The following is an 11,265-nucleotide window of genomic DNA, read 5'->3' as shown; positions in this document are numbered from 1 at the left end:
AGCGCGGTGGTCCCACCTGACCCCATGCCGAACTCAGAAGTGAAACGCCGTAGCGCCGATGGTAGTGTGGGGTCTCCCCATGCGAGAGTAGGGAACTGCCAGGCATCAAATCAGCATTAACCCCGACCGAAAGGCCGGGGTTTTTTGCTTTTTAAAGATTAAAACAGACCATAAGCCGCATATTTTCTCCGTATTACTGCAGTTCTACCCATTCATAGATAAAATCAGCGATCTCCTCTGCATTATTAAGATCCAATACAGGGACAGAAGCGGTGAGCGGCACATCGCTGGCTATAGCAATGACATGCCGATCGATCTCTAATGCTTCAGCTTTATGGCCAGTTTCCTGCCTGAATAAAAGGATCTTAGCCACGGCTTCGTGTTTGAAACCTTCGACCAGAATTAAATCCAGTTTGCGGTTATCCATTCTTGAGGCGAGATAATGTAAATCCAGATTAGGCTCTTCGGGGGTTTCAGTCATTAGTGCCCAGCGCTTCTGGCTGGCAACAATGGTCTGCGCGGCGCCAGCTTTACGGAGTTCATAGCTATCCTTCCCGGGTTTGTCCACATCCATATCATGATGCGTGTGCTTAATGAGTCCGGGCCTGATGCCTTTATCCAATAGCAGTGGGATTAGCTGCTTCAGTAATGTGGTTTTTCCTGTTCCGCTCCAGGCTGAAATAGCCAGTAAAGGCGGCGTTATCCTTTTTTCTGCCATTGTGAAAGCTCATCGAGAGTATTTATATTGGTAAAACAAGCAGCCTGGCCATCAAAAGAGACTGAATGTCCTCCTGCGCTCAGTAAGAAATGCATCACTCGCCTTTCGCCAGCGAGCAGATATTCTCTCAATGGCAAACAAAGCGAATGATGAAGCAAAGCTACGCCGGGGTGATCCCGTAGCCCATCATTTGCCCATATTGCCAACGCGCTCCCACGCGCTTGCCAAAGCCTGAGTGCAACATCGGCAGGAATATTGGGGGTATCGCAAGGGCAGAATAGCAGCCACTCACTTTCAGTTTGTTCCATCACGGCTAACATACCGGCCAATGGTCCCTGGTAACCACTCATTGAGTCCTGAATAACCGAAATCCCGCTTTGCTGATAGATCTCAAGGTTTCTGTTGGCACTGATGACAACATCGCCTACCTGTGGTTTTAATACATTGAGGACGTGCTGGAAAAGTGGCTGGCCGTTAAGCAGGGCTAATCCCTTATCATTGCCGCCCATTCTGCTTCCCCTGCCACCGGCTAGCACAACGCCGGTGACTTCTGTTAATCGCTGCACGAATATCGCCTCTTTTAATGTGGGTTTGAGCCTGCTAACGTGTTGTCTTTCACATGTGATAAGGGACACCAACATGAAATGTAAGCGCCTTAACGAACTTCTTGAGCTGCTTCAGCCTGCATGGCAAAAAGAGCCAGATCTGAACCTGATACAATTCTTGCAGAAATTGGCCGCTGAGTCAGGCTATCGCGGTGAACTGGCTGAGCTCACTGACGATGTACTGATCTATCACCTGAAAATGCGTGATTCTGCAAAAGATGATGCGATCCCTGGCCTTAAAAAAGATTATGAAGAAGACTTCAAAACGGCACTGCTGCGCGCTCGCGGTGTCATTAAGGAATAAAAGAGTAAAAGCTTGTAAGTCGAAACACTTAAGCGGTTTTGAAATGTTATCCTGAAGCATTCGTATTTACTTCCGGTTGCCGGGATGACAGACAACGCATTTAATTTCCAGACCCTACATCCGGATACAATCCTCGATGCTCTTTTTGAACAAGGCATTCGGGTGGATTCGGGACTGACACCGTTAAACAGTTTTGAAAACCGCGTTTATCAATTCCAGGATGAAGAACGCCAGCGTTTTGTGGTCAAGTTTTATCGCCCACATCGCTGGTCCGCGGCGCAAATTGAAGAAGAACATCACTTTGCGCTGGAACTGCTAGCCGATGAAGTGCCTATGGCTGCACCTCTTTGTTTTGCTGGAAACACTCTTCTGCAGCATCAGGGCTTTATGTTTGCCGTGTTCCCAAGCCTGGGAGGGCGGCAATATGAAACTGATAACATCGACCAGATGGAATGGGTGGGCCGCTATCTTGGCCGCATTCATCAAACGGGTCGTCGGCAGCTCTTTCAGCATCGTCCAACCTTTGGTCTGGATGAATATCTCTTCCAGCCGCGCGAGCTATTTGAAAATAGCGAGCTCATTCCCCGCGCTCTTAAGAAAGATTTTCTGACTGCAACGGATGCGTTGATAGAGGAAGTTAAACGCACCTGGCACACTGATTTTGAACCACTGCGCCTGCACGGCGATTGCCATCCTGGCAATATCCTCTGGCGCGACGGACCGCTGTTTGTTGACCTTGATGATGCTCGTAATGGCCCAGCGGTGCAGGATATCTGGATGCTGCTTAATGGAGATAAAGCCGAACAGCGGATGCAGTTAGAAACCATTATTGAAGCTTACGAAGAGTTTTCGTCATTTGATACCAGCGAGCTAACCCTGATTGAACCGTTGCGCGCTATGCGCATCGTCTATTATCTCGCGTGGCTAATGCGACGCTGGGATGACCCCGCATTCCCCCGAAATTTCCCGTGGTTTAGTGAAGAAGATTTCTGGAGAAGACAGACTGTAAGCTTTACAGAGCAGGTCCGGGTTCTACGAGAACCTCCATTACAATTAACGCCAATGTATTAATCAGTAAAATTCAGGAGAGAGTTGATTATGAAGAAGATTTGGCTGGCGCTGGCAGGCATGATCCTGGCATTTAGCGCCTCTGCGGCACAGTTTACCGACGGTAAGCAGTACATCACCCTGGATAAACCGGTGGCTGGTGAACCACAGGTATTAGAATTTTTCTCATTCTACTGCCCACACTGCTACCAGTTTGAACAGGTTCTTCATGTGTCTGATAACGTGAAGAAAAAACTGCCTGAAGGCACCAAAATGACCAAGTATCACGTTGAGTTCCTTGGCCCATTAGGTAAAGATCTGACTCAGGCCTGGGCTGTTGCTATGGCGCTGGGCGTAGAAGATAAAATAACCTCCCCAATGTTTGAAGCCGTTCAGAAAACTCAAACCGTGCAGAATGATGCCGACATCCGCAAAGTGTTCATCGACGCGGGTGTGAAACCGGAAGGGTACGATGCGGCCTGGAACAGCTTTGTGGTGAAATCTCTGGTTGCTCAGCAAGAAAAAGCGGCAGCCGATCTCCAACTGCAGGGCGTCCCGGCTATGTATGTTAACGGCAAATATCAGCTGAATATGCAGGGCATGGACACCAGCAGCATGGATATCTTCGTGCAGCAGTATGCTGACACCGTGAAATACCTGGTTGAGAAGAAATAAGATTAAAAAAGCCGGTCATTGACCGGCTTTTTTATCCCCAGAGAGTAGCGTTTCCAGCTGCTTATCTTTCTCGCTCCACAGCATATTCAGCCAGAGCTGAAAACGGCGCTTAAAGCTTTTATCGTTAACATAATCTCCGTGAAGCTCTTCGGTAATCGGCACCAAAGAAACCCGCACAACGATTTTTGTCATTTTGCCTGAAAGCATATCGTAGAACGGCAGAAGACTATTGTCCGGGTAACACAGCGTAACGTTCAGCATCTTATCAAACTGTTTGCCCAGCACATTCATCGCCATCGCTATACCTGCCGCTTTCGGCGGTAACAGGTAGTTAAACGGTGAACGGGTCTGCTTCTTTTTCTCAGCAGTGAAGCGCGAGCCCTCAACGAAATTCACAATAGTGGTAGGGTGAGCACGAAACTTCATGCATGAACGACGGGTCGTTTCGACATCTTTACCCCTGCGTTCAGGATGACGCAGCAAATAAGCTCTTGAATAACGTTTCATAAACGGCATATCCAGCGCCCAGCAGGCCAGCCCCATAAAAGGAACCCAGGCAAGCTGCTGCTTAAGAAAATACTTGTTCATGGGGATATGTTTGCGGAATAACACGCAAAGGATCACGATATCTGCCCAGCTCTGATGGTTGCTGATTAACAGATACCAGTTCTTTTTATTCAGGCCTTCTAATCCCTCGACATCCCATTTCAAATAAGGATTGAGGCGCAGCAGCAATGCGAGCCCTTCGCACCAGCAGTACATCATGAAATCAGCGAATACCGAGATCGAGCGCCAGATAGACGGAACGGGCAGCATCAGCTTAACGATCCCGGCTAAAATGATAGGAACAGAGCAGGCAACCGTGACCAGAATAGTCAGTGCAATGCTTAACACCAATGTGATCGCGGCGAGTAATCTCGACATAGGTAATGTTTTTGCTGGTTAGGGTGTATGGAATGCTGATATTAGCGGCAATAAGGGGCGGATCTTACCAGAAAACCGATAATGGCGACTCGCCAAATGAACAGGATTTTCACCGATCGCATTTATGGGGAGAACAGTGGCCCGTTTTTCTTACTCGCCTGAGTATATATCCACATCAAACGATCGTTGGTTAATTCAGTAAGGCTAAACTCACATTCATTTAACTTACTGAAATTAAAATGTATTTAATAAAGGATCAATAAAAATAATGCCGTGAAATTAGTTAGTTAAAAAAATATACACAAAGTTATCCACAAAAACGATCTCACGCAGGATCCCCCAATCCTGGAATTCTTTTCAGCATATTGCGCCCAATAGTTCATGTTTTTGGCCAGGCTATGGCATCCTTTAGCAATACATTAATCACAGGCATGGAACGGAACATTATGGTCCAGATCGCAGACAACCCGCTTATCCTCGTTGATGGCTCTTCCTATCTTTATCGGGCATATCATGCCTTCCCACCGTTGACGAACAGCCGTGGCGAGCCAACAGGGGCGATGTACGGTGTGCTGAACATGCTGCGTAGCCTGATTTTGCAATACCAGCCGACGCACGCTGCCGTAGTGTTTGATGCCAAAGGCAAAACGTTCCGTGATGAGCTGTTTGAGGACTATAAATCGCACCGTCCCCCAATGCCGGACGATCTCAGAGCGCAGATTGAGCCGCTGCATGCGATGGTTAAAGCGATGGGCCTGCCTTTACTGGCCGTCTCAGGTGTTGAAGCTGATGATGTTATCGGTACGCTGGCGCTGGAGGCTGAAAAAGCCGGCCGCCCGGTATTGATCAGTACCGGTGATAAAGACATGGCGCAGCTTGTGACGCCGGGCGTGACGCTGATTAACACTATGACCAATACCATCCTTGGGCCGGAAGAGGTACTGACCAAATACGGCGTACCTCCGGAGCTGATTATCGACTTCCTGGCGCTGATGGGGGACTCTTCGGACAATATTCCTGGCGTACCGGGCGTGGGCGAGAAAACAGCGCAGGCGCTGCTTCAGGGGCTGGGTGGGCTGGATACGCTTTACGCCAATCCTGAAAAAATTGCCGAACTCACCTTCCGTGGCGCGAAAACGATGGCCGCTAAGCTGGAGCAAAGCAAAGAGCTGGCCTACCTCTCCTATAAGCTCGCCACCATTAAGACCGACGTTGAGCTGGAACTGGGCTGCGAGCAGCTTGAAGTCCAGCAGCCGGCGGCAGACGAACTGCTGACACTCTTCAAGCAGTATGAATTCAAACGCTGGATAACCGACGTAGAGGCCGGGAAATGGATGCAGGCCAAAGGGGCTAAGCCGGCCGCACAACCGCAGAAAGCCGGTGAGGTTGAAGCCGAACCTGAAGTGCCAGCCAGCCAGCTCTCTTATGACAACTACGTCACTATCCTGGACGAGCGCGTACTGCTTGAATGGATTGAGCGGCTGAAAAAAGCGCCGCTGTTTGCGTTTGATACCGAGACCGACAGCCTGGACAACGTCAGTGCCAATCTGGTCGGGCTTTCCTTTGCGACAGAACCGGGTGTGGCCTGCTATATCCCCGTTGCGCATGACTATCTCGATGCGCCGGAGCAAATTTCTCGCGAACGTGCGCTGGAACTACTTAAGCCGCTGCTGGAAGATGAGAAGGCGCTGAAAGTCGGGCAAAACCTGAAATACGACCGTGGCATCATGCAGAACTATGGCATTGAACTGCGGGGTATCGCTTTTGACACCATGCTGGAATCCTACACGCTGGACAGCGTCGCAGGCCGCCATGATATGGACAGCCTGGCCGATCGCTGGCTGAAGCACCAAACCATCTCGTTTGAAGAGATTGCCGGCAAAGGCAAAAAACAGCTGACCTTTAACCAGATCGATTTGGAAACTGCCGGGCGCTATGCGGCAGAAGATGCGGATGTCACCCTGCAGCTGCACCTGAAGATGTGGCCGAAACTCGAGAAGGTTGCAGGCCCATTAAGCATCTTTAAAAACGTTGAAATGCCGCTGGTGCCGGTAATTTCGCGCATTGAACGCAACGGCGTGAAAATCGATCCGGCTATTTTGCACGCGCATTCTGGTGAGCTGACTAAGCGCCTGGCCGAGCTTGAACGCAAAGCTCATGAAATCGCCGAAGAAGAATTTAATCTCTCTTCTACAAAGCAGCTGCAAACCATTCTCTTTGAAAAGCAGGGAATTAAGCCGCTGAAGAAAACGCCGGGCGGAGCGCCTTCTACGTCCGAAGAGGTGCTTGAAGAGCTGGCGCTGGACTATCCGCTGCCGAAAGTGATCCTGGAATACCGTGGCCTTGCGAAGCTGAAATCCACCTATACCGACAAGCTACCGCTGATGATTAGCCCGATAACCGGGCGCGTGCATACGTCTTATCACCAGGCAGTTACGGCCACCGGGCGTTTATCTTCTACCGATCCTAACCTGCAGAACATTCCTGTTCGCAACGAAGAAGGGCGCCGTATTCGCCAGGCCTTTATTGCGCCTGAGGACTACGTGATTCTTTCTGCGGACTACTCGCAAATTGAACTGCGTATCATGGCCCACCTCTCCCGCGATAAAGGCCTGTTAAGCGCCTTTGCCGAAGGCAAAGATATCCACCGTGCCACCGCTGCGGAAGTGTTTGGTCTGCCGCTAGAAAGCGTCACCGGCGAACAGCGTCGCAGTGCGAAGGCAATTAACTTTGGTCTGATCTACGGCATGAGCGCCTTTGGCCTTTCCCGCCAGCTCAATATTCCGCGGAAAGAGTCCCAGAAGTATATGGATCTCTACTTCGAGCGTTATCCGGGTGTGCTGGAGTATATGGAGCGTACGCGTGCTCAGGCGAAAGATCAGGGTTATGTTGAGACGCTGGATGGCCGCCGTCTCTATCTGCCGGACATCAACTCCAGCAACGGTGCTCGCCGCGCCGGCGCGGAACGTGCTGCGATTAACGCCCCTATGCAGGGTACTGCCGCCGATATTATCAAGCGCGCGATGATTGCAGTCGACGGCTGGCTGGAGACAGACAAGCCACGTGTGAAAATGATCATGCAGGTGCACGATGAACTGGTGTTCGAAGTGCACAAAGATGACGTGGAAGCGGTGTCTAAAAAGGTGCATGAGCTGATGGAAAGCAGCATGAAGCTCGACGTGCCGTTGCTGGTGGAAGTCGGCAGTGGCAAAAACTGGGATGAGGCGCATTAATCGACAATTGCTCAGGTCATGTTTTTGTAACTAAGCAACATAAGTCATAGCTTTTTGTGATGATGATTCAAGAATGTGATGCAAAAAGTGAAAAAAAACTACAAAAAATGCTTTTTTGAGCGATTAAAAAGGAGTAAAGTTATTCGCGTAGGGTACAGAGGTAAGATGTTCTATCTTTCAGACCTTTTACTTCACGTAATCGGATTTGGCTGAATATTTAGCCGCCCCAGTCAGAAATGACTGGGGCGTTTTTTATTGCGCGAAAGAAAAGAAAAACGCGGCAGGGCCGCGTTGTGAACTGAGAGTGAGCAGACGATCCTTGAAGGGACGAATTACTCTTCAGCCGCTTCCTCTTCCACCGCCGGCGGAAGATCGTTGTACCAGCTATCCAGCTTCAGGCGCAGTTTATCAACGCCGGTTTTCTTCAGGGAAGAGAACGCCTCGACCTCGATATTTCCACCAAACGCCAGAATCGCTTCACGCACCATATTCAGCTGTGCTTTACGCGCGCCCGATGCAAGCTTATCGGCTTTGGTCAGCAGCAGCATGACTTCGATATTGCTGGCTACTGCCCACTCAATCATCTGCTGATCGAGATCTTTCAGTGGATGACGGATATCCATCAGCACGACCAGGCCTTTCAGACTGTTACGCTTTTGCAGGTATTCCCCCAGCGCGCGCTGCCATTTGTGTTTCACCTCTTCCGGGACTTCGGCATAGCCGTAGCCAGGTAAATCTACCAGGCGTTTGCCTTCGGCAACTTCAAACAGGTTGATGAGCTGCGTACGGCCAGGGGTTTTACTGGTACGCGCCAGGCTTTTCTGATTGGTCAGCGTGTTCAGCGAGCTGGATTTCCCCGCGTTAGAGCGGCCTGCGAAAGCAACCTCAATACCGGTATCAGAAGGCAGATGGCGAATGTCCGGTGCGCTGAGCACGAACTTAGTCAGTTGATAGTTCCAGTTTTTCAAAACGGTTGTCTCCGTCAGGTAATCATTTGCCGGGGATTATACCTGAACGAGCAGAAAACGCCGTGTTTCTCGCCAGAAGCAGAAGGCTTACAGCGAAGTGGATTGATTTTGTAAGTCATTTGCTATGGTAAATGGCAGATATCCCGGTGAATATTGGCAACGATTTATTCAAGAGTGCTTTATTTTCAAATAATTAACTGATTAGTTCATTGTGGGGGAAGCCATGAACGTGGGCGGCCACCTTGTTAATAACAAGCGTAGCGGTAAAGTGAGTGTGTCGGCGAAGGAAGGACAGGGTTGTCTCAAGCTAACATGGAATATTTGCTCCTTTACGGGGGCCAGAATAAGAAAAAGGCGACGGGTTAACCTGTCGCCTTTTTTCTTTGCTTGCTTTCTGCTAGATTCCGCCGCAATTCTATACTGAATAAAATGGCTTAAGACGACTTATCATGAAGCAACCAAACTCGGCACCACAAGGTAAAAAACCGGCAAAAGCACGCCGTAAATCACGCGAAGAGCTTGACCAGGAAGCGCGTGAGCGTAAGCGCCAGAAAAAACACAGCGGCCACGCAGCGGGGAGCCGCGCGAATGGTGGCAATCAGGCGAAAGGCGGCAAATCATCGGGTCAGGCGAAAGACCCTCGCATTGGCAGTAAAAAACCTATTCAACTGGGCGTAACCGATGCAGCACCGGTCGCTAAACAGCACAAACCGAAGAGCGAGAAACCTATGCTAACACCACAGGCTGAGCTGGATATGCTGGAAAACGATGAGCGCCTGGATGGGCTGCTGGAGCGTCTGGAAGCAGGCGAAACCCTTAGCAAGGAAGAGCAGTCCTGGGTGGATGCGAAGCTCGACCGCATCGATGCACTAATGGAACAGCTCGGCATCGCCTGGGAAGACGATGAAGAGGAAGAAGAAGAAAAAGCGGATGATTTGATGCGTCTGCTGAAGGGCGGTAACTGACGTTTACTCCTATGGGATTACCTGTTCTTATTATGGTTATTCCGCTGGTGTGTTATCTGCTGTGGTTATTCGTTAAACTACGGCGGCTGTCGCGGCTGCAGAATTCGCTGCGGCGAAGGGTTATGGCTCGTGGAATGAGCGGGCCAGCTTCGCCTCGTCGGCGCCGGCGACAACACCGCAAGGAGTGAGTATGTCTGAGCAGTTAATCGACTGGGATCTGGCTCTGATCCAGAAATATAATTATTCAGGGCCGCGTTACACCTCTTATCCAACCGCACTGGAATTTTCTGAAGCCTTTGGCGAACCGGCATTTTTGCAGGCGGTTGCCCGTTACCCGGAGCGGCCGCTGTCGCTTTATGTGCATATCCCGTTCTGCCACAAGCTTTGCTATTTCTGTGGCTGCAATAAAATTGTGACCCGCCAGCAGTACAAGGCCGACCAGTATCTCGATGCTCTGGAGCAGGAAATCATCCATCGCGCGCCGCTGTTTGCGGGCCGGCAGGTTAGCCAGCTGCACTGGGGCGGCGGGACGCCAACTTATCTGAGCAAAGCGCAAATAAGCCGCCTGATGGCGCTGTTGCGTGGCAATTTCCATTTTAATGATGACGCGGAACTGTCTATTGAAGTTGACCCGCGTGAAATTGAACTGGATGTGCTCGACCATCTTCGGCAGGAAGGCTTTACCCGCCTTAGTATGGGCGTTCAGGACTTCAATAAAGAAGTGCAGCGCCTCGTCAACCGCGAGCAGGACGAAGCGTTTATCTTCGCGCTGATCGAACGTGCGCGGGCGTTGGGGTTTACTTCCACCAACATTGACCTGATTTACGGCCTGCCAAAGCAAACGCCGGAAAGCTTTGCCTTCACGCTCAAGCGCGTAGCCGAGCTAAGCCCGCATCGCCTTAGCGTTTTCAACTATGCGCACCTGCCGACGCTATTCGCCGCCCAGCGCAAGATTAAAGACGCTGATTTACCGAGCGCGCAGCAGAAGCTGGATATCCTGCAGGAAACCATCGACTCGCTGACGGGGTCTGGTTACCAGTTTATCGGGATGGATCACTTTGCCCGCCCGGACGATGAACTGGCGATTGCCCAGCGGGAAGGCAAACTACACCGTAATTTCCAGGGGTATACCACTCAAGGGGATACCGATCTGCTGGGGCTTGGCGTGTCGGCAATTAGCATGATTGGCGACTGTTACGCGCAGAACCAGAAAGAGCTAAAGCGCTATTATCAGCAGGTGGATGAGCAGGGCAATGCGCTGTGGCGTGGCCTGGCGCTCACGCGGGACGATTGCATTCGCCGCGATGTTATCAAGGCGCTGATCTGCAACTTCCAGCTTAACTTCGCCGACATTGAGCAGGTATGGTCGCTGACGTTTGCGGATTACTTTGCCGAGGACTTAGGCCTGCTGGCGCCGCTGGCGAAAGATGGGCTGGTGGAGGTCAGTGAGCAGGGGATTCAGGTGACCGGCAAGGGACGCCTGCTTATTCGCAACATTTGCATGTGTTTTGATGCCTATCTGAGGCAAAAGGCGCGCCTGCAGCAGTTTTCCAGAGTGATATAAAAAAGGCGGGGTTTCCCCGCCTTCTCTTTTAGCTAAAGAAGCTCACCAGTAACGCGCACATCACCGCGGCTACTGCCGTCTGCGGCGAATGGCCAGCGGCTGCACCAGCTTCAGCGCCGCGCGTGACCATGTGAATTACGGATTCCAACATAACTGACTCTCCTGCCTGAACGCGCCCGATCATACTTAACCCGGCGCGGCAGTAAAGTACAAAATAGCAGCAATTTGCGGGCTGATTTGCTTCTTTACAAAATGGCCGAAC

General features: G+C 50.9%; 12 protein-coding genes and 1 rRNA gene. 8 read left to right on the top strand and 5 right to left on the bottom strand.

Annotated elements, in window-relative coordinates; all coding sequences use genetic code 11:
* Nucleotides 1–104, top strand: a 5S ribosomal RNA gene (gene rrf / locus WFN87_RS17955); the annotation flags it as partial.
* An 89-nt stretch (nucleotides 105–193) separates the two neighbouring features.
* Here rrf and mobB read toward each other — a convergent pair.
* Entirely contained in the window at nucleotides 194–718 is a 525-nt protein-coding gene (gene mobB / locus WFN87_RS17950) for a molybdopterin-guanine dinucleotide biosynthesis protein MobB (protein ID WP_336709084.1), read from the bottom strand.
* The gene (gene mobA / locus WFN87_RS17945; protein WP_336983454.1) at nucleotides 700–1,284 is read right to left on the bottom strand and encodes a molybdenum cofactor guanylyltransferase MobA; all 585 of its coding nucleotides are present in this window, start codon (nucleotides 1,282–1,284) and stop codon (nucleotides 700–702) included. The genes mobB and mobA overlap by 19 nt, the downstream gene beginning before the upstream one ends.
* Nucleotides 1,285–1,357: 73 nt before the next feature.
* Here mobA and WFN87_RS17940 point away from each other — a divergent pair, with 73 nt between their 5' ends.
* The 3 genes from WFN87_RS17940 (at nucleotide 1,358) to dsbA (ending at nucleotide 3,349) form a co-directional block, all read left to right on the top strand.
* Nucleotides 1,358–1,627 carry a YihD family protein gene (locus tag WFN87_RS17940; RefSeq protein WP_008457378.1) on the top strand — a complete coding sequence of 90 codons (270 nt, stop codon included), beginning with the start codon at nucleotides 1,358–1,360 and terminating at the stop codon, nucleotides 1,625–1,627.
* 84 nt (nucleotides 1,628–1,711) lie between these two features.
* Nucleotides 1,712–2,698 (top strand): serine/threonine protein kinase, encoded by a 987-nt coding sequence (locus WFN87_RS17935; RefSeq protein ID WP_336983455.1) that lies wholly within the window; start codon nucleotides 1,712–1,714, stop codon nucleotides 2,696–2,698.
* Nucleotides 2,699–2,725: 27 nt separating this feature from the next.
* A complete protein-coding gene (gene dsbA / locus WFN87_RS17930) occupies nucleotides 2,726–3,349 on the top strand; it encodes a thiol:disulfide interchange protein DsbA (protein ID WP_336983456.1) in 624 nt (207 codons plus the stop codon).
* A gap of 15 nt (nucleotides 3,350–3,364) precedes the next feature.
* On the opposite strand, the gene WFN87_RS17925 is transcribed toward dsbA, so the two are convergent.
* Entirely contained in the window at nucleotides 3,365–4,273 is a 909-nt protein-coding gene (locus tag WFN87_RS17925) for an acyltransferase (protein ID WP_166879432.1), read from the bottom strand.
* 446 nt (nucleotides 4,274–4,719) lie between these two features.
* On the opposite strand from WFN87_RS17925, the gene polA reads away from it, so the two are divergent.
* Nucleotides 4,720–7,506 (top strand): DNA polymerase I, encoded by a 2,787-nt coding sequence (gene polA, locus WFN87_RS17920; RefSeq protein ID WP_336983457.1) that lies wholly within the window; start codon nucleotides 4,720–4,722, stop codon nucleotides 7,504–7,506.
* 165 nt (nucleotides 7,507–7,671) lie between these two features.
* On the top strand, nucleotides 7,672–7,719 hold the full coding sequence (locus WFN87_RS24170; RefSeq protein ID WP_071892919.1) for a spot 42 RNA, inhibition of DNA synthesis: 48 nt from the start codon (nucleotides 7,672–7,674) through the stop codon (nucleotides 7,717–7,719).
* A 119-nt stretch (nucleotides 7,720–7,838) separates the two neighbouring features.
* On the opposite strand, the gene yihA is transcribed toward WFN87_RS24170, so the two are convergent.
* Complete coding sequence (gene yihA, locus WFN87_RS17915; protein WP_008457383.1) at nucleotides 7,839–8,474, bottom strand: ribosome biogenesis GTP-binding protein YihA/YsxC; 636 nt, start codon at nucleotides 8,472–8,474, stop codon at nucleotides 7,839–7,841.
* 449 nt (nucleotides 8,475–8,923) lie between these two features.
* Between yihA and yihI the strand changes: the two genes are divergently transcribed.
* Nucleotides 8,924–9,439 carry a Der GTPase-activating protein YihI gene (yihI, locus tag WFN87_RS17910; RefSeq protein ID WP_008457385.1) on the top strand — a complete coding sequence of 172 codons (516 nt, stop codon included), beginning with the start codon at nucleotides 8,924–8,926 and terminating at the stop codon, nucleotides 9,437–9,439.
* Nucleotides 9,440–9,629: 190 nt separating this feature from the next.
* Nucleotides 9,630–11,003, top strand: a complete 1,374-nt coding sequence (gene hemN / locus WFN87_RS17905) for an oxygen-independent coproporphyrinogen III oxidase (RefSeq protein ID WP_336983458.1) — start codon at nucleotides 9,630–9,632, stop codon at nucleotides 11,001–11,003.
* A 28-nt stretch (nucleotides 11,004–11,031) separates the two neighbouring features.
* Here the strand turns inward: hemN and WFN87_RS17900 are convergent, their stop codons facing one another.
* Nucleotides 11,032–11,154, bottom strand: a complete 123-nt coding sequence (locus WFN87_RS17900) for a YshB family small membrane protein (RefSeq protein WP_008457389.1) — start codon at nucleotides 11,152–11,154, stop codon at nucleotides 11,032–11,034.
* Between the last annotated feature and the right edge of the window lie 111 nt (nucleotides 11,155–11,265).

The sequence above is a fragment of the Cedecea sp. AS113 genome (assembly GCF_037152415.1).
Classification (GTDB): domain Bacteria; phylum Pseudomonadota; class Gammaproteobacteria; order Enterobacterales; family Enterobacteriaceae; genus Cedecea.
Note: the sequence above shows the minus strand (reverse complement) of the source record. Positions and strands in the feature narration are given on the sequence as shown.

Coding starts and splice junctions, on each gene's coding strand:
- mobB (WP_336709084.1), bottom strand. CDS start 718: ATGGCAGAAAAAAGGATAACGCCGCCTTTACTGGCTATTTCAGCCTGG.
- WFN87_RS17940 (WP_008457378.1), top strand. CDS start 1,358: ATGAAATGTAAGCGCCTTAACGAACTTCTTGAGCTGCTTCAGCCTGCA.
- WFN87_RS17935 (WP_336983455.1), top strand. CDS start 1,712: ATGACAGACAACGCATTTAATTTCCAGACCCTACATCCGGATACAATC.
- dsbA (WP_336983456.1), top strand. CDS start 2,726: ATGAAGAAGATTTGGCTGGCGCTGGCAGGCATGATCCTGGCATTTAGC.
- WFN87_RS17925 (WP_166879432.1), bottom strand. CDS start 4,273: ATGTCGAGATTACTCGCCGCGATCACATTGGTGTTAAGCATTGCACTG.
- polA (WP_336983457.1), top strand. CDS start 4,720: ATGGTCCAGATCGCAGACAACCCGCTTATCCTCGTTGATGGCTCTTCC.
- yihI (WP_008457385.1), top strand. CDS start 8,924: ATGAAGCAACCAAACTCGGCACCACAAGGTAAAAAACCGGCAAAAGCA.
- hemN (WP_336983458.1), top strand. CDS start 9,630: ATGTCTGAGCAGTTAATCGACTGGGATCTGGCTCTGATCCAGAAATAT.
- WFN87_RS17900 (WP_008457389.1), bottom strand. CDS start 11,154: ATGTTGGAATCCGTAATTCACATGGTCACGCGCGGCGCTGAAGCTGGT.